This window comes from Gemmatimonadota bacterium (assembly GCA_041390125.1).
Taxonomy (GTDB): Bacteria; Gemmatimonadota; Gemmatimonadetes; order Longimicrobiales; family Gaopeijiaceae; genus JAGQIF01.
Map to the genome: position 1 here is coordinate 156,115 of JAWKQN010000007.1, position 18,749 is coordinate 174,863.

Annotated in this window: 11 protein-coding genes; 7 read left to right on the plus strand and 4 right to left on the minus strand. The window is 71.3% G+C overall.

The genetic code is table 11. The annotated features are described in order from the left end of the window. Positions 1-3: 3 nt before the first annotated feature. The 4 genes from R3E98_08675 to R3E98_08690 all read right to left on the minus strand — a co-directional run bounded on the left by R3E98_08675 (position 4) and on the right by R3E98_08690 (position 4,434). Positions 4-2,538 (minus strand): carboxypeptidase-like regulatory domain-containing protein, encoded by a 2,535-nt coding sequence (locus R3E98_08675; protein MEZ4423469.1) that lies wholly within the window; start codon positions 2,536-2,538, stop codon positions 4-6. Beyond that, complete coding sequence (locus tag R3E98_08680) at positions 2,535-3,362, minus strand: hypothetical protein (GenBank protein ID MEZ4423470.1); 828 nt, start codon at positions 3,360-3,362, stop codon at positions 2,535-2,537. Before R3E98_08680 ends, R3E98_08675 begins: the two co-directional genes overlap by 4 nt. Then, entirely contained in the window at positions 3,362-3,823 is a 462-nt protein-coding gene (locus R3E98_08685) for a hypothetical protein (protein MEZ4423471.1), read from the minus strand. The genes R3E98_08680 and R3E98_08685 overlap by 1 nt, the downstream gene beginning before the upstream one ends. 98 nt (positions 3,824-3,921) lie before the next feature. Further along, on the minus strand, positions 3,922-4,434 hold the full coding sequence (locus R3E98_08690; GenBank protein ID MEZ4423472.1) for a hypothetical protein: 513 nt from the start codon (positions 4,432-4,434) through the stop codon (positions 3,922-3,924). Between the two features lie 293 nt (positions 4,435-4,727). Here R3E98_08690 and R3E98_08695 point away from each other — a divergent pair, with 293 nt between their 5' ends. The 7 genes from R3E98_08695 to R3E98_08725 all read left to right on the plus strand — a co-directional run bounded on the left by R3E98_08695 (position 4,728) and on the right by R3E98_08725 (position 18,674). Then, positions 4,728-5,051: a hypothetical protein gene (locus R3E98_08695; protein ID MEZ4423473.1), complete on the plus strand. Its 324-nt coding sequence runs from the start codon at positions 4,728-4,730 to the stop codon at positions 5,049-5,051. A 216-nt stretch (positions 5,052-5,267) separates the two neighbouring features. Then, a complete protein-coding gene (locus R3E98_08700) occupies positions 5,268-8,546 on the plus strand; it encodes a UvrD-helicase domain-containing protein (protein ID MEZ4423474.1) in 3,279 nt (1,092 codons plus the stop codon). A 297-nt stretch (positions 8,547-8,843) separates the two neighbouring features. After that, a complete protein-coding gene (locus tag R3E98_08705; protein MEZ4423475.1) occupies positions 8,844-10,748 on the plus strand; it encodes a 2-oxoacid:acceptor oxidoreductase subunit alpha in 1,905 nt (634 codons plus the stop codon). Continuing rightward, the gene (locus R3E98_08710) at positions 10,745-11,692 is read left to right on the plus strand and encodes a thiamine pyrophosphate-dependent enzyme (GenBank protein ID MEZ4423476.1); all 948 of its coding nucleotides are present in this window, start codon (positions 10,745-10,747) and stop codon (positions 11,690-11,692) included. Before R3E98_08705 ends, R3E98_08710 begins: the two co-directional genes overlap by 4 nt. Continuing rightward, positions 11,682-12,713 carry a hypothetical protein gene (locus R3E98_08715; GenBank protein ID MEZ4423477.1) on the plus strand — a complete coding sequence of 344 codons (1,032 nt, stop codon included), beginning with the start codon at positions 11,682-11,684 and terminating at the stop codon, positions 12,711-12,713. The genes R3E98_08710 and R3E98_08715 overlap by 11 nt, the downstream gene beginning before the upstream one ends. Before the next feature lies 1 nt (position 12,714). Next, positions 12,715-13,569 carry a (Fe-S)-binding protein gene (locus R3E98_08720; GenBank protein ID MEZ4423478.1) on the plus strand — a complete coding sequence of 285 codons (855 nt, stop codon included), beginning with the start codon at positions 12,715-12,717 and terminating at the stop codon, positions 13,567-13,569. Continuing rightward, complete coding sequence (locus R3E98_08725) at positions 13,566-18,674, plus strand: 2-oxoacid:acceptor oxidoreductase family protein (GenBank protein ID MEZ4423479.1); 5,109 nt, start codon at positions 13,566-13,568, stop codon at positions 18,672-18,674. Before R3E98_08720 ends, R3E98_08725 begins: the two co-directional genes overlap by 4 nt. The last annotated feature ends 75 nt before the right edge of the window (positions 18,675-18,749 follow it).

Here is an 18,749-nt window from a genome sequence, read left to right on the forward strand (position 1 = left end):
GCGTCAGCGCAGCGTGACCACCAGGCCCGCCACGGACCCGCCGTCCGCGTCGGCCCGCATGGTGAAGCGCAGCGGAGTGGCGACGACCCCCAGGCGCTCGGCGCTGGCGGGCGCGACGCTGAGCTCGTACTCGCCGGACCGCACGCCCATCACGTAGAACTCCCCGTCGCTGAAGCTGGTGACCGTGCGCTCGTCGCCTGTCTCCAGGTGCCGGAGCACCAGCGTCACCCCGGGGGCTCCCGTGCCGTCCGCGCGGATCACCTCGCCGTCGATCACACCGCCCGGCACGACCGGGAGATCCACGATGCGGTAGCGGTTGGGACCCGGCTGCACGGCGATGGCGCCCGCGGGCACCCAGAGCGGCGACGCCAGCGTGGTCGAATCCACTGCGACGATCGCGGGTTGGTACGGCGCCGCGTTCCAGAAGCTGTACGCGCCGGTCGCGTCGGAGAGGCGCGTCTCCAGGCCCACCGACACCCGCACGTTGGGCAGGAGCTGCTCGCCTTCGTCGAAGCGCTGGTTCCCGTTCCCGTCCAGGAAGACGCGGCCGGTGACCCCCGCCCGCTCGAGCGCCGGCCCCGCCGAGGGCTGGAAGCGGCCGGAAACCGGGTTGTACAGCACCGACCCTTGTACGTACTGCGTCGTCGTGGTCGCGCCGCTACGGCGATCCACGCTGAACAGCCCGCGCACGCTGGAGAAGTTGGCGGCCAGGTTCAGGGACACCATCGGTCCCTGGAATCGGCGCCAGCCCCCACCCACCTCCATGCGCAGCGCGCGGTCGAGCATGCGGCCCACGCGCGCGTCCACCACGGAGACCCCGCGCTCCAGATCGACTTCGAGATAGGTGCGCGCGGTGACCTGGCCGAACCAGGGGCCGAGGCCCGCGAGCGGCAGGAGCGTCGCGGTGAGCTCGGCGGAGCGCTGCTCGAGGGTCAGCCCGTCGAGGCGTGTGGCCTGCCAGCGGACGGCGGGGAAGAGCTGCAGCTCGTCGAACTGCAGCGCGCCACCGAGCCGGCCGCCAGTGGTCTGCGAGCGCTCCGAGCGGTAGTGGTCCAGCGACCCTTCGACGTACCACCCGGCCAGCCGTCCATCGGGACGCCACAGGCCCGACACCGTCACCTGTTCGGTGCGGCCGGGGGGTGTGAGGAGGGGATCGACCACGCCCTGCGCGAAGCGCGTCCCTTCCGCTTGCAGGACCACGTCCGGGCTGGGCTCGAAGCGCAGCGTGGCCCGGGTGACCGCATCCGCCACCACCTCCGCCTCGACCCCGACGCTGTTGCCGAGCATGCCGGCGATCCCGGCGTACGGGTGGAACAACGAGGGAAGGGAATCGCCGCGCCAGAACTGATCCACCCCGGCGCGCGCCGTCCAGCGCGTGGAGAGCCCGTAGCGCAGGTCGGCGTTGGCGGTCGCGTCACACCGGTCCGTACGGCACGCGCCCACCGACACGCCGTACTCGAGCTGGCGGGCGGGGATGCGCGTGCCGTCCACGCGGTGGGTGCGGCTGAAGCGGCGGACCTCGCCGAAGGGGCCGTAGGCCACGAACTCCACCGGGTTCTCGCCGTAGGCGATCGGGGCATCGATCGAGTAGCGCCCGAGCGCGTCCGCCGAATCGAACGCGATCAGGCGGCCCCCGCGGTACGCCTCGACCTGCCAGCCCGGCCCCAGGCTGCCGGTGAAGGCCACCTCCCCGACGTCGTTGGGTCGCAGGTACGGCGCGTTGCCGAAGGAGAGCCCGCGCACCGTACGGGGCCGGGGACCGGTGCCGATCCCGTCCCCGAGGCGCGTATGCGTGATCCAGGACCGATCCGTCCAGATGGTGGACCAGGCCGCGTCCCAGCGCTCGGCCGTGTCCGAGCCGGAACGGTTCTGCCAGGCGGTCGTGAGCGAGCCGCCCAGCAGCTCGATCCCGGCCGCCAGCGAATAGGCGGCGTCCTCGAAGGAGGAGCCCGCCGGCGCGAACACGCCGTAGTCGACCACGAGTCCGTCGAGCGCCTGACGCTCGAGCGGCAGCAAGGGAACGCTGGGGTCGATCTCGAGCCCCTGGACCAGGCGGACGCGACGCTGCCATTCGCGCGCGACGCGTCGGCCGATCGGCAGATCGGAGGGGTCGACGACCGTCACCGCCAGGTCGCGCCAGCTGACGAGCCATTCCACGTCGAGGAGGCGGCCGAGGTCCTCGGTCGTCAGGTAGATCTCGCCCTGCGACAGCACGAAGGTCCCCGACGCGAGGGTCCACGAGTCCGTCTCGGTCGAGAGGCGGCCCGTGCGGGGATCCACGCGCAGCTCGGTCCCTTCGGGTTCACGGACGATGCGCAGCGCCGGCCCGTCCGGCTGGACCCGGAGCTCGGCCAGCTCGGCGATCTCCCCCACCGGGAGGAGGGCCCGCTCCCCGAGCCGGTAGCCCAGGAGCGTCCGGGAGACCAGGCGGCCCAGCGACACCTCGATCGCGGTGGCCTCGGCGATCTCCTGGGCCGCGAGGGGGACGGGAAGGGCGCCCGCGACCCACAGGGCGAGGACGACCCACGTGCGCTTCACGGCAGGTGGACGGTGACCGAGGCGTGGACGGGCTCGGCGGGCACCAATTGCTCGCGCGCGAGATCGGAGCGCTCGGCCAGCAGCTCGATGTCGAGCCGGAACGGACCCGAGCCCCGCACGGGCCCCAGCTCGAAGCGGGGATCGGCCTCGGTGTAGACGGCGAGCGGCGCTTCGTGCCGGAGCACCTGGGCGCCCGACGCATCGTAGAGGCGCAGGATGGCGGTCCCCACGAACGCGGCGCTGCCCTGACGGGTCAGCCGGGCGCGTGCGATCACGGAGGCGTCCGGTCCGCGCTCCGCGCGCAGGTCCTGCACATCCACGCCGGTGGTCACCGGTCCCTTGCGGTACTGCAGCGGGATGATCGTGCGCACCTCCAGGTCGAGGCCGACCTGGATGCCGGGAATGGTATCGGCCATCGCGACGGGAACGGTGCCTCCGCGCGCGGTGATCATCACGCGGCTCCAGTATTCTCCGTCGGCCAGCCCGCCCGGAGCCCGTGCCAGCAGGCGCACGGTCTGGCGTTCGAGCGGTCCGATCACCATGCGGCGTGGATACGCCTCGACCCACTCGGCGGCGGAGGGCAGCGCACCCGGCTCGGCCGGCGTAGCCAGTTCGAAGTCGCCGTCGGCGTCGGTGACGGGGTACCCGAAGAAGGAGGACAGCTCGACCTCGGCCGGCTCGTTCCCCGGATTGTAGAGCGTGATGGAGGCGCTACGCGTGCGATGGTCGATGACCACGACGTGCGGAGCCACGACGACGCCCTGGGCGCGCAACCCGGAGGCAGCGCACAGCACGAGCGACAAGAGGATCGGAAGCGTACGCATCAGAAGATGGTGACGGTCATGACGACCGTGTTCGTGTAGGTGCCGACGGGTTGGTTGGCCGCCGGAGTGACCCGACCGCCGAGCCAGACGTTGGCGTCGCGGCTGGTGGTCATCACGAACGACGAGGTCGCACGAGGATTGAAGAGCACGGCCGGACTGCTCGCGGCTGTGCCCTGGGCCATGGCGTCGTCGTTCGCGAACGAGATGTTCATGCGGGCCCCGCCGGGTCCGTTGAGCCGGTTGGGCAGATTGAAGCGGATGCGGATCCGCGTCCCGATGGAGGGCGTGCGGAAGTAGAACTGGCCGCTGCGGATGGGATCGGTGGGCAGCACGTCCCCCGCGATGCCCTGGAGGACGGGGCCGAACGCGAGATCGCGGACGCCCTGGACGACCAGCTGTCCACCGAGGGGCAGGACACCTGCCAGGAAGAGCGCGACGAGCAGCGCCGGGATGCGCTTCATCGAGAGGCTCCGGATGAGCGGACCCGCGTGGGCAGTCCCACCCCTCGCGCCGTGGAAGCAGACGTGCTGCGCCACGCGGGTCCGTTTCTCATCCGCGGCTAGAAGTACGTGAGCGTCAGGGTCGCCGTGTTGGTGTACGTCCCGACGGCCTGGGAGGCCCCGGGGCTCACCGTGGCGCCCACGAACACCCACAGACGGCCGGCACCGGCCACGTTGCCGAACGACGTGGCCGTGGTCCCGGCCATGTTGGCGATGGCCGTGCAGCCACTCGAGTTCACCGCCGCCGACTGGTTGTAGCAGCCCGTCCAGCTCCCGATGGGGAGATTGTTGGCGCCGTTGACCAGGTTGGTCGGCAGGGTGAAGTCGATGTTGACGTTCGCGTTCGCCGTCCCGGTGGCGTCGAAGCGGCCGGCCGCGGCGTCCGTGGACGCGATGGTGGCCGGGGTGCCTTGCAGCACGATCCCGAAGTCGAGATCCTGCCCGGGAGAGATGGTGATCGGCTGGCGCACGAGGGCCGTGGCGTTGATCGACCCGCTGGTCTGTGCGGCCACGGGGCCGGCGAGGCTCAAGCTCGCGAGCACGGCGGCCGATACTTTCAGTGACAAGCGCATTGCGTCCTGCTCCCTGTTCGGGTGGGTACCTGCAGAGTTTTGCCTTCTGGGGAGTGACAGCTCCCCGGTCCGAACGGGGGGCAGGCGCAACGCCTGTGCCAACGCAGTGCACGTGCGCGACACCGCCCGATCCGGCGTGGGTCGACGCGTGCCAACTGCTTGCTGCACAGGACGTTGTGTCATGCGGACCGGACCGCGTCCGGTCCCCGTCCCGGGAGGACGTGGTGGCGTCCGTTCACGCAGGCAGGACCAAAGAGTCCCGCGTGCATGTCGCTCCGTGCAGAGGCGCGCGCGTGTTCCATGCGCTCGCGTTCACAGCGGCGATGGTGGTCGTCGCGACACCTCCAGATCTCTCCGCGCAGACCAGCGCGCGTGTCTTCGCACGCGCCACGGTGCAGCGCGTGGAAGCCGACGCTGATCTGCTCGAGCAGGTTCGGCGTATCGCAGCATACGGTGCACCGCATACGATGCGCGTCGGCGTCGCCACGGTGCGTGCTGCGGAAAGCGAGCGCGTCTCTCCTGCGCGCCTTCCTCTGACCGGCACGAGCGCTGCGGACGCGTTGTGGATCGCCGAGCGTCGCCGCCGCGTGGTGACCGTGGACTTCGTGCGCAACTAGGCGGGCGAACGGAAGCCCGCTGAGCCCGCGCCGCCGGGATTCCGGCCGCGCTCCCCCGGAGGTGCCCCCGACGCCGCCGGGCTGATACCATCCTGCGGTGGACCGCCCTTTCCGGGCGGACGCATCCCGTCAGGAGAAGGCGTTGGGATCCGAATCGAGCCCGGACGGCGCGCCCGTTCCGTCCCTGCTGCGGGGGCCGGGTGGAGGGAGGGGCCGATGACCTCGGACCTCCGGTCCCCTGCCGCGCCCCCGGACCAGGCCGCCCGCGAGCGGATCCTCCGCGACCTGGAGACGAACTTCCTGGTCGAGGCCGGGGCGGGCTCGGGCAAGACCACGGCACTCTCGGGGCGGATGGTGGCCCTGGTGGCCTCCGGTGCCGCCCGCCCCGACCAGATCGCGGCCGTGACGTTCACCCGCAAGGCCGCCGCCGAGCTGCGGGAGCGCTTCCGGGAGGACCTGGAGAAGGCGATGCGCCGGAGCGAGGACGCGGAGCGCCGTGCGCGTCTTTCGCAGGCGCTCACCGAGGTGGACCGTACCTTCCTGGGCACCATCCACGCGTTCGCCGCGCGCCTCCTCCGGGAGCGACCGCTGGAGGCGGGCCTGGATCCGGGCTTCCAGGAGCTGCAGGAGAACGAGGAGATCCGCCTGCGGCGCCAGTTCTGGAACGATCACCTCGAACGTCTGGCGGCGGACGGGGATCCGGATCTCGTCGCCCTCTCGGGCCTGGGCATCCAGCCCGAGCGGCTGCGTGACGCCTTCCACGACATGGCCGAGAACCTGGACCTGGAGTTCCCGGCACCGGAGGTGGCGGCGCCCACGGAGGCGGATGTCGCCCTGGTGCGCGTCGAGCTCGACGGCCTGCTGGACCGTGCCCTCGAACACCTGCCGGACCGCGAGCCCAAGGCAGGCTGGGACGAAGTGCAGAAGAAGGTGCAACGCGCGGAGCATGCGCGCCGCCATCGGGACTGGTCGCGCACGGAGTCGTTCCTCAACCACCTGTACGGCTTCTCCACCGGGACCACGAAGCTCACCCTGAACCGATGGGAGCCGGATCGGCGCGCCCAGGACACCGTGCGCACGCTGCGGGACGACATCGTCGCCTTCACCCAGGAGGGCGGCCCGGCGCGCACGCTGCTCAACCGCTGGTGGGCCCACCGCTACCCGACCGCCGTGCGCTTCGTCCGCCGGGCCGCCGAGGCGTATGCCGCGGAGCGGCGTCGTCTGGGGCTGGTGAGCTTCCAGGACCTGCTGCTGCTGACCGCCGAGCTGCTCCGCACCCGACCCGCCACGCGCCGCGACCTCGCGCGCCGCTATCCACGTCTGCTCATCGACGAGTTCCAGGACACCGATCCGGTCCAGGCCGAGATCGCCTTCCTGCTCGCGTCCGATCCGGAGACCGACGCGCCGGCCTCCCCGCTGGCGTGGTGGTCGGCGATCCCGCGGCCGGGCGCGCTCTTCGTGGTGGGGGATCCCAAGCAGAGCATCTACCGCTTCCGGCGCGCGGACATCGCGGTCTACGAGCAGGTGCGACAGCGCTTCGCGGAGTTCGGCGAGGTGCTGGAGCTGAACGCGAACTTCCGCTCGCTGATCGAGATCGCGGCGATCGCCAACGAGGTATTCGAAGCCCGCTTCGCCACGGAAGAACCGCCCGTGCAGGCGCGCTTCCGACCGCTCCGACCCCAGCGTCCCTTCCCGGACGAGCCCGTGCCGGGGCGCGGTGTCTTCCGGGTCGGGGTGGATCTGAAGGGCGCCGAGGGAGAGACGCGCGAAGACCGCGTCCAGGACGAGGCCGAGCGGATCGCGGGCTGGATCCGGGACCGGGTGGACCGGGGCGAGCGCACGCCCGGCGACTTCCTCGTGCTCACACGCATCAAGCGCAACCTCCGCCACTTCGCGCGGGCGCTCGAGGCGCGGGGCCTACCCATCGAGGTGGCGGGTGCGGGCGTGGGCAGCGCCACCGAGCTGGACGAGCTGCGCGTCCTGCTGCGCGCGCTCGCCGATCCCAGCAACGAGGTGCTGCTGCTCGCGGCGCTGACGGGTCTGTTCGTCGGTCTCGATCACGACGCGCTGGTCGAGCACAGGCTCGCCGGCGGTGCCTTCGATCTGGAGACGCCCGGCGTGGAGGGGCCGGTGGCCGACGCGCTGGGCGAGCTCCGCGCGCTCTGGGAGCGGAGCCGCACCCAGCCCGCGGACGTGTTCATCCTGGGTCTGGTGGACGAGACGGGGCTGGTCCCCCACGCCGCGGCCGGCGAGCTCGGGTCCATCCGGACCGGGGTGATGGCCTACGCGCTCGACGCCGTGCGCGCGGCGGCCGTCGCGGGAGATACCTCCCTGATCGGCGCGCTGGAGGCGCTGGAGACCGCCCTGGCCTGGGACGAGGCGGAGGCGCCGCTCCGTCCGGGCGCGACGGACGCCGTGCGCCTGATGAACCTGCACAAGGCCAAGGGGCTGGAGGCCCCGGTCGTGATCCTGGCCGATCCCGGATCGGGCGGGTTCGGACGTCGGACGCTCCACGTGGAGCGGGACGAGGACGGCGTCGGTCGCGCGTGGTTCACGGTCAGCGAGCGCGGGGGCTGGAACGCCATCCCGCTCGCGCGGCCGGAGCGCTGGCCCGAGATGCAGGCGCTCGAGGAGCGCTTCGACAAGGCGGAGCAGGAACGGCTGCTGTACGTGGCTGCCACGCGGGCGCGGGACGAGCTGGTCATCGCCATCGGTGAGAACGGCCGGCGGCGCGATCAGGAAGCCTGGACGGTCTTCGACGAGTGGCTGAAGAAGCAGGACGGTGTGGACCTGGAGTTGCCGTGGGAGGCGGCCTCCGGCCGGGTCCCGCTCGAGCGCGGTGCAGGAGGCCTCGTGGAGGCGGCCGCGGCGACGGGAGAGCGCAGACGGGAGGCGGCCCGGCCGACGCTACGCTTCGTATCGGTGACGGAGCAGGCCAAAGCCGCAGGGGACAGGGCGCCGGTGTTGACGCGGGCGGAGGAGCGGGCGCGCGGTCCGCGCGGCTACGAGTGGGGAAGTGTGGTGCACGCCACCCTGGCGGCGGCGGCCCACGGCCGCCCGGCGGAGGAGCTCCGCATCGTGGGGAGAGACCTGCTGCGCGAATACGAACGGCCGGTCGACGATGCCGGGGAGCCCACGGAGCTCATGGAGCTGCTGGCGCTGGTGGAGCGCATCCGGGGATCGGATCTGTGGCGAAGGGCCGAGGCCGCGTCCGTGCGCCACGTGGAGGTTCCGATCGCGGTGCCCCTGGAGGACGGAGAGGAGGGGCCCGCAGTGCTGGAGGGCGTGCTCGACCTCGCGTTCCGCGAGGCGCAGGGATGGGTGGTCGTGGACTACAAGACGGATCCAGGGGACGATCCCGGCTTCCCGGCCCGTTCAGGCCGATACCGCGCACAGGTGGAGCTGTACGCGCGCGCCTGGGAGGAGGCGTCCGGCGAGCCGGTCGTCGAGCGTGCGGTGTTCTACACGACGCGGGGCGTGGTGGACCGGTTCTGAGGGCGCGGGCAGAGCCCGTCCGACCCACGCGGTCCGTCCGCCGACGGCGCAGGCAGAGCCCGTCCGACCCACGCGGTCCGCCCGCCGACGGCGCAGGCCGATGCGGCGCCACAAGAGACTGCCCGCAGCGCACTTCCCGTGCCATCCCGCAGCACCCCGATCCTTCCCCACGCGGGCGGGGAAAGTCCGTACACGGCCCCCCATAGGAAGGCTTACAGACGCCTTCCGCCCTGCCGGTTCGATTCAAGCTGCAACGATGGGTTGCCAGGTGGCTCCGAACGGGGTGGCGAGACCGCGATGGCCAGAAGACTCCCGACGCTGGGCGCGGTCCCGACCGCGGATCGTCCGGCGTCCGTGCTCGAGACCGACTCCTTCACCGTCGAGGTGGTCTCCGATTCCGGTGAGGGCGCCCAGAAGTGCGGGCAGATCTTCGGGACCGTCTCCGCCAAGATGGGCAACGGCGTCTGGACGGTGGAGATCATCCCGGCCGAGGTGCAGCCACCGCCCCGCAACGCCGCCGGCGCTTCCGGCAATCGCATCCGCATCGGGTCGGGCCCCATCACCAATTGGGGAGACCGCTCCAACCTGGTGGTGGCCTTCAACGAGCAGGTGCTGCTGGCGCGGCACCGCCTCGGGGCCCTGGAGCCGGACGCCATCCTGCTGCTCGAAGACCAGTGGGCGACGCACGACGACGCATCGATCCGGGCCGAGTGGGAGGCGGCGCTGGAGGAGTTGTCGAGCCACGACTACCGCATCGTGCGCGTCCCGATGCACGAGCGGTGCTTGACCCTGGTCGACAATCCCAAGCTCGGGAAGAACATGTTCGCGTTGGGTCTGCTGACGCAGATCTTCCGCCGGGACGTCGAGCGCGTGCGCGACCAGATCCGCTTCTCCTTCCGCAAGAAGGACAGCTCGGTCGCGGATCGCAACATCGCGCTGCTCGAGCTCGGGATGGCCTGGGCGGCCGAGCACCTGGACTTCACCGTCGACGTGCCGCCGCATCCGACCGACGAGGACATGGTCGTGATGAACGGCAACCAGGCCATCGCGCTGGGCGCCATCGCGGCCGGGATGGAGCTGGCCGCCATGTACCCCATCACACCCGCGACCTCCGTGTCGCACCAGCTCGGCGACGTCTTCGAGCGCTTCGGGGGTGTGGTGCACCAGGCCGAGGACGAGATCGCCGCCGCCGGGGTGGCGCTCGGCGCGTCCTACGCGGGCAAGGTGGCCTTCACCATCACGTCCGGCCCCGGCCTGGCGCTCAAGACCGAGTTCCTGGGCCTGGCCATCATGACGGAGACCCCGTTGGTGGTCGTCGACGTCCAGCGTGGAGGCCCCTCCACGGGTCTGCCCACCAAGGTGGAGCAGTCCGACCTGCTGGCCGCCCTGTTCGGGCAGCCCGGGGACGCCCCCCACGTGCTGATCGCGCCGGCCACCATCGAGGAATGCTTCCACGTGATGGTCACGGCGCGCCGACTGGCCGAGGCGCTGCGCACGGTCGTGATCGTCCTGTCGGATGCGAACCTCGCCACGGGCGTGCAGCCGTTCGTGCGGCCCCGGGTGGATCCGGCCTGGATGGCCGCGCCTCCCGACCAGAGCCCGATCCCCGAAGGCCTGCGTCCCTACGACTGGGACCCGAAGACCGGGCTGTCCCGTCGGTTCGTGCCTGGCCAACCGGGAGGAATGTTCACGGTCACCGGCCTGGCGCACGACGAGCGCAGCAAGGTGGCCTACAGCTCCGACATCAACCAACGCGCTTCCGAGATGCGTAGTCGGAAGATCGCCGTGCTGCAGAGCACGCTCGAGCCTCCGACGATCAACGGGGACGACTCCGGCGAGCTGCTGATCGTGGGTTGGGGGAGCACGAAGGGCGCGATCGAGGAAGCCGTGGACCGGGCCCGCGCGGAGGGCCGCTCGGTGTCGTCCCTGCATCTGACGTTCCTGTCTCCGCTCGAGCCCGGCCTCAAGGCCATCTTCGAGCGGTTCCGGCGGGTGATGACCGTCGAGATCAACTACAGCGATCCGACGGATGCGCCCTTCATCACCGAGGAGAACCGGCGCCGGGGTCAGTTGTCCTGGCTCCTGCGGGCGCAGACGCTGGTGGACGTGGACTGCTGGACCCGGGTGCTCGGCGAGCCGCTGCGCCCCGGCGCCATCCTGGACGTCATCCGCGCGCGCACCGCGCGAGGAGGCCGCGCATGAGCAGCTGCTCGCTGATCCACCTGTCCGATGGCGACGATCGCGACTACGCGATGTCGGACTACGAAGGGGCACAGGCCCGCTGGTGCCCCGGCTGCGGGGACCACTCTGTCCTGAGCGCGGTGCAACGTCTCCTGGCCCAGGAGGACCTGCCGCCCGAGCAGACCGTCTTCGTCTCGGGGATCGGCTGCTCCAGCCGCTTCCCGCACTACATCAACACGTACGGCTTCCATGGCATCCACGGCCGGGCGCTGCCCCTCGCCACCGGTGTGAAGCTGCACCGCCCCGAGCTCCACGTGTTCGTGGTGATGGGAGACGGAGACTGCGTCTCCATCGGCGCCGGCCACTGGATCCATGCCACGCGCTACAACGTGGACATGGTGGCGCTGCTGCTGGACAACGAGATCTACGGCCTGACCAAGATGCAGACGTCGCCCACCACGCCCCAGGGCTACAAGACGTCCACGCAACCGAGAGGCAGCTGGCTGCCGCCCATCAATCCGATCGAGGCGACGCTGGGCGTGACCAATGCGTCCTTCGTGGCGCAGACGGCCGAGTGGATCCCCGCGCACATGCAGGCGACGCTGGAGGCCGCCCACCGACACCGCGGCTTCTCCTTCGTGCGCATCCTGCAACGCTGCCCCCACTTCACGCCGGATATCTTCGGCGGCGACGTGAAGAGCCCGGAGCGCACGCAGATGCTCGTGCACGAGAAGGGCATCGACGTCCCGGCACTCGCCAACCGCTACAGCGACCGGATCACACACGATCCCGGTGACCTCGACGGGGCGCGCCGGCTCGCGGAGGACACGAGCAAGCTCAAGCTCGGGCTGTTCTTCCACGACCCGGACCGGCCGCGCTACGAGGAGACGCGGCATGTCGCCGCACACACCGCCGACGAGAAGATCGCGCTGCTCGATCGGGAGCTCGACCGCTATGCCGTCTGACAACACGCGGGTCCAGCAGGCGCTGGCGGCGCTCGCTCCGGCCATCGAGCCGTTCGAGACGGCGCTCGCTGCGACCATCGAAGAGCTCCGGGGCTTCCTGGACGCACACCGACAGGAGAACGCGGCGGGCGAGCGGGTCGGCGCCGAGCTGGGGCGGTTCGCTGCGGCCCGCATCGACCCCGAGCGCTTCTCCTCCCTGATCGCGCCGCCCACCACGACGGACGTGGAGACCCTGCACGTGGTCGAGCGGGCGCTGGACACCTTGCAGAGCCTGCGGCAACGCGGCACCGACCTGTTCTGGGCGCGGGTCACGCCCGGTGGGGATCTGCGCACCACCGTCACGGACGCGCTCGCGGACGCCGGTCGCGCCTTCGGCGTGGCGCGGGCGCTGCGGTTCGTCTGGAACGGAGTGCCCACCACCTCCCTGGACGATCCGCGCGACCCGTTCCCGCCCTCCCGGTGGAATCCGGCGGAGCGCGCGCTCGCGCCCCCGCTGGTGGTGGAGGTCGGCGGCCGGGACGTGAGCGCGGCCGGACTCGCCGACCTGCTCGAAGGGCGGCAGAAGGTGATCCTCGTGGTGGAAGGGCCGGCGCCGGTGGCGCCACTCGCCCGCCTGCTCACGCCGGACCTCCTCGTCGCGCAGGTGGGCAGAGCGGAGGCGCTCGCCGAGGTGGGGCGCTGGTCGGGTCCGGCGGTCGCGGCCTGGATGGAGCAGGGGGGCGCCCGCTTCGTGCACCGGCCGGGCGGGGCCTCGTTTCGGACGCGGGTGCAGGAGGAGGAGATCCCCGACGCACCGACCGGCCGCGTGCTGGGCCGCGTGGCGGCCGCGCGCGAGGCCAACGACCTGGAGCACCTGCGCGAGCTGCTCACGTCTGCTCCGGCCGCGGCGCAGGTCCCCGTGATCACCGATGCGTCGGCGACGGGGACGCCGGACGCTGCTGTTGCGGTACCGACCGCCGCGCCCGCCGATCGCCTGGCGGGCTGGCTGCTGGCCCAGGCCGGACTGGCGGGCGGAGCGTGACGTGGACGGCGCGCTCGTGCTCCAATCGGTCGCGATCCTGGGCGGCGTCGGACTGACGTTCGGCGCGCTGATCGCGCTGGCCCACAAGAAGCTGAGCGTCTGGGAGGATCCCCGGATCGACTCCCTGACGGAGCTGCTGCCGGGCGCGAACTGCGGCGCCTGCGGCTTCGCCGGGTGTCGCGCGTTCGCGGAGAGCCTGGTGGGCGGCGCCGCCGTGCCTGCGGGCTGCACCGTGATGGGATCCGCCGACGTGGACGAGGTGGCGTCCTTCCTGGGTGTGGCCGCGGGCGCCGCGGACCGGAGGATCGCCCGACTGCTCTGCGCCGGCGGCTCCGACGTGGCGCGGCGCAAGGCGGACTACTACGGGCTGGCGAGTTGCGCTGCGGCCCGCGCGGTCACCGGCGGCGGCAAGGCCTGCGCCTGGGGGTGCATCGGCCTCGGGGACTGCGCGGTCGCGTGCGACTTCGATGCCATCGGCATGACCGCGTTCGACCTTCCTGCGGTCGACCCGGACCGCTGCACGGCCTGCGGAGACTGTGTGGAGGCATGTCCGCTGGACCTGTTCGTGCTCCTCCCGCTGGACCGGCACCTGCTCGTCCAGTGCCGCAACCTCCTGGAAGGCGACGCGGCCACGTCGGTGTGCTCGGTCGCCTGCAACGCCTGCGGTCGCTGCGTCCAGGACGCCGCACCCGGTCTCATCGAGATCCGCTCCGGCCTGGCCGTGATCGACGAGACCGCCATCGCGCAGGAGAACCCCGATGCCACGGCCCGTTGCCCCACCGGTGCCATCACCTGGGTGATGGGACGGCAGGCCTTCCCCGGTAGCGAGCCCCGACTCGACGAGGCGGTTGCATGATGGACCTGTTCCGGAAGAAGCACCCCGAGGTCTCGCCCGCCGAGCCTGCGCCGTTCCCCGGCCATCTCGAGGCCACCGACGGCAGTGCCGCGGTCGTGGCGATGGAGACGGCGGCGAGCGAGGCGGCCGGTGCCTACCCGATCACGCCGTCCACGCAGATGGGCGAGGGATGGGCCCAGGCCGTGGCGGCCGGACAGACCAACGTCAACGGACGGCGCCTGCTGTTCTTCGAGCCGGAAGGGGAGCACGCGGCCGCGGCGGTGACCGCCGGCCTCAGCATGATGGGTCTGCGCGCGACCAACTTCTCGAGCGGGCAGGGGATCGCCTACATGCACGAGTCGTTGTACGCGGCGGCGGGGAAGCGGCTCACGTACGTGCTGAACGTGGCGGCCCGCGCCATGACCAAACAGGCGCTCAACGTCCACGCGGGGCACGACGACTATCACGCGGTCGACGACAGCGGGTTCTTCCAGCTCTTCGCCAAGAACGTGCAGGAAGCGGCCGACCTCACGCTGATCGCGCACCGGATCGCCGAGCTGTCGCTCACGCCGGGCATCTCCGCCCAGGACGGCTTCCTCACCAGCCATGTGATCGAATCCCTGCTGTTGCCCGAGCGGGAGCTGGTCAAGGCCTACCTGGGGGACCCGGCCGACCGGATCGACTCCCCCACGCCCGCGCAGCGGCTGGTGTACGGGCCCACCCGCAGGCGCATCCCGGAGCTCTTCGACTTCGACTATCCCGCCATGTTCGGCGTGGTGCAGAACCAGGAGAGCTACGCCCAGGGCGTGGCCGCCCAGCGGCCGTTCTACTTCGACCACGTGGCGGCCCTGGCCGACCGGGCGTTCGACGAGTACGCCGCCTTGAGCGGTCGTCGCTACGCCCGGGCCACCGGCTACCGCATGGAGGACGCCGAATACGTCCTGGCGGGACAGGGCTCCGTCGTGTGGAACGCCGAGGCGCTGGCGGATCATCTGCGGACCACGCGCGGCCTGAAGGTGGGCGTGCTCAACCTCACGATGTTCCGCCCGTTCCCCTGTGATCAGGTGAGCGCGTGGCTGCGGGGCCGGAGGGCGGTGACGGTGCTGGAGCGCGTGGATCAGCCGCTGGCGGCCGATCCTCCTCTGCTGCGCGAGATCCGCAGCGCGCTGGGCCAGGGCGTCGAGAACGGCCGGGCCCGCGGCGCCCAGCCGTACCCGGGGGTCGCGGCGCTCGCGCCGGACGAGGTCCCGGACTTCTACGCGGGCGGCTTCGGCTTCGGGAGCCGCGACCTGCAGCCCGGCGACCTGCTCGCCGCGGTGGAGAACATGCTGGAAGGCGGCGCCCAACGTCGGCACTTCTACCTGGGCATCGACTTCATCGACCGGGAGACGCGGGCGCCGAAGCTGCAGATCTGGCAGCAGGAGCTGCTGGACGCCTACCCGCACCTCGAGCAACTCGCGCTGCCCGCAGCCGCGGACCTGGATCTGCTCCCCCAGGACTCGATCGCGATCCGCATCCACTCGGTCGGCGGTTGGGGCGCGATCACGATGGGGAAGAACCTCGCGCTCACGGCGTTCGAGCTGGCCGGCCTGCACGTGAAGGCGAACCCGAAGTACGGGTCCGAGAAGAAGGGACAGCCCACGAACTTCTACGCCGTGCTGGCGCGCGAGCCCATCCGCATCAACGCCGAGCTCAAGCACGTCGACGTGGTGCTCTCTCCCGACCCGAACGTCTTCCGCTCCACCGATCCGCTGGCCGGGTTCAACCCGGGCGGTGCCTTCGTCATCCAGAGCGATCTGCCCACCGACCAGGTCTGGGCGTCCCTCCCGGTGGCTGCGCAGCGCACCATCGTGGACAAGGGGCTGCGCCTCTATGCGTTCGACGCGTTCCGCATCGCGGCAGAGGAGGCGACCGACGCGGAGCTGCGCTACCGCATGCAGGGCGTTGCGTTCATGGGGGCCTTCTTCCGGGTCTCCCCGCTCGCGGAGCGGGAAGGCTTGAGCGAAGAGGCGCTCTTCGACGGCATCCGCGGGCAGATCGAGAAGAAGTTCGGCAAGCTCGGCGCGCGCGTGGTCGAGGACAACCTGCGGGTGATCCGTCGTGGCTTCGACGAGGTGCGCCCGGTGCCCCATGGCCCGGTCGGACAGGACGAGCCCGGCGCCCACGTGCTGCCGGGCCTGCCGTCCCTGTTGGACGTGCCCGCGGCCAAGCCTGGGGTGGGCAATCCCGGACGGTTCTGGGAGCAGGTCTGCGCGTACTGCGCCACGACGGGCAAGGACGGCATCGCGGACCCGTTCGCCGCCCACGCCGTCATCCCGGCGGCGACGAGCACCGTGCGCGACATGACCAACATCCGCTTCGAAGTCCCGGACTTCGTGGCGGACAAGTGCACGGGCTGCAGTCAATGCTGGATGCAGTGCCCGGACGCGGCGATCCCGGGCCTGGTGACGTCCGTGGAGGACGCGCTGCAGGCGGCCATCCGCACCGCTGCCAACGGCACGCCGCTCAATCGCCTGAAGCCCCTGACCCCGCACCTGGCCAAGGAGTCGCGCAAGATCCTGCAGGGCGTCGGCATGCGGTCGTTCGCCGACGCGGTGGCGGCGGCCTACGACAACGTGGCCGGCAAGCTGAAGTGGGATCCGGAGCGCCGGAAGGCCCTGGACGAGGAGTGGGCCGCCGCCTACGGCGTGCTGGCGGACTTCCCCTTCGCGCGCACGGCGCCGTTCTTCGACGTGCCCGAGAAGAAGGAGAAGGGCAGCGGGGGCCTGCTCTCCATCACCGTGAACCCCGAAGCCTGCAAGGGCTGCAACATCTGCGTGGACGTCTGCCCGGAAGGCGCGCTCATCACGGTGCGTCAGGACGAGGCCATCGTGGAGCGCCTGCGCAGGAACTGGCAACTCTGGGAGAACCTGCCGGATACGGACGATCGCTACATCAACGTCCGCAATGTGGAACAGGGCATCGGCGTGCTGCCCACGCTCCTGCTCAAGAAGAAGAACTACCGCTCCATGGCGGGCGGCGACGGAGCCTGCATGGGCTGCGGCGAGAAGACCGCGGTCCATGTGCTGGTGTCGACGATCGAAGGGCTCATGCAGCCGCGCGCGGAAGCCTTCGTCAAGCGGCTGGACGGTCTGGTCGGTTCGCTGGAGGAGCGCGCCCGTGCCCTGGTGGCGGCGGACGCCGACCTGGACGCGCCCGGCGCCGCGGACGGCGCGCTGGCCGTGGAGGCGTCCCCCGCGCACCGCGAGCGCCTGGCCCTGCTGCTCCGCACCCGCGACCGGCTGAAGGACCTGCGCTGGCGGTACGTGGAGGGGCCTGGCGGGCGCGGCCGCGCCCACATGGGGATCAGCAACTCCACCGGCTGTTCGTCCGTGTGGGGCAGCACCTATCCCTACAACCCGTATCCCTTCCCCTGGGTGAACCACCTCTTCCAGGACGCGCCGTCGGTGGCCATCGGCATCTTCGAGGGCCAGATGCGGAAGATGGCGGACAACTTCATCGAGGTCCGGCGCGCGGAGGGGTTGGTCGCCGACACCTACGACGCCGAACGGGACGAGGCGTTCTTCGAGGCCTTCTCGTGGAAGGACTTCTCGGACGCCGAGTTCCACCTGTGCCCGCCGGTGCTCGCCATGGGTGGGGATGGGGCCATGCTGGACATCGGCTTCCAGAACCTTTCCCGGCTGCTCGCGTCCGGGAAGCCGATCCGCGTGGTGGTGCTGGACACCCAGGTCTACTCGAACACGGGGGGGCAATCCTGCACCTCCGGGTTCACCGGCCAGGTGGCCGACATGGCCGGCTACGGGAAGGCGCAGCACGGAAAGACCGAGACCCGCAAGGAGCTCGCGCTCATCGCGCTGGCGCATCGGGGCGCCTACGTGCTGCAGACCTCCCAGGCGGCGCCTTCGCACATGATGCAGGGCATCCTGCGCGGCCTGAACGCGCGGCGCCCCGCCGTCTTCAACATCTATACGCCCTGTCCGGTCGAGCACGGGGTCGCCGACGAGTGGGCGCCCCACTCGGCGCGCCTCGCGCTCGAGAGCCGGGCCTTCCCGTTCCTGGTGTACGACCCGGACGCCGGGCCCAGCGTGGCGGAGTGCCTCACCCTCGACGGCAACCCGTCGGTGGAGGACGTGTGGCCCACGTACACGTTGCGCTACCAGGAGGACGGGGAGGAGCGCACGCTGGAGGTGCCGCTCACGATCGCCGACTGGGCCGCGACGGAAGGACGCTTCAAGAAGCACTTCAAGCCCTTGAAGCCGAGCGAGTGGGAGGGTTCGCATCTCGTGCCCTTCGCCGAGCTGGTGGCCACGGCGCCCGAGGACCGGGTGGGGAAGACGCCGTGGATCCATACGCTCGGGCCCGACGGGCGGCTGGAACGCCTGGCCACGACGCACGAGATGGTCGCGCTCGCCGACGACCGCCTGCGCTTCTGGGATCAGCTGAAGGAGTTGGCGGGGCTCGAGGTGTCGAGTCGGGTGCGCCAGGGCGTCAGCCGGGCGTTGGAGCAGGAGTTCGACGCGCGCCTGCAGGCGCTGACGGCCGACTACGAGACCCGCCTGGCGGAGCTCAAGGCCAGCTACCCCCGGGTGGTGGCGCGGCGGCTGGCGGAAGGGCTGCTGGCGGGCGGACCCGACCGGACGGTGGCGGAGCTGCTGGACGCGGCCGCGAACGCCGTGCCGGTCGGACCCGTCGCATTCGCGGACGATGCGCTGAACGGCGGGTTCGCGGGTGGACCCGTCGGAGGTGTCGCGGCGCCGGTGCCCGCGCCGGCGGAGTCGATGCCCGTCCCTGCCGCGCCATCCGCCGCCCCTGTGCCGTCGACACCGGCCGCTCCACCAACCCCGACGGCGCCGGCCGAGGAGGAGGACGACGAGCTCACCATGGGTCCCTACATCGAGACGGACCTGTGCACGAGCTGCAACGAGTGCATCAACATCAACAAGCGGATGTTCGGCTACAACGACACCAAGCAGGCGTTCATCCAGGATCCGAAGGCCGGGACGTTCGCCGAGCTGGTGCGGGCCGCCGAGCAGTGCCCGGCCGGCATCATCCATCCGGGCACGCCGCTGGACCCGAACGAGCCCGACCTGGACAAGTGGCGCGCGCGCGCGGAGCCGTTCCTGTGAGCGGCTGCGCGGGAAGGCGCCACTCCGTGCGCCGTCGGCACGTAACGCTGCCCGATCCACCCTCGCACGCGGCCC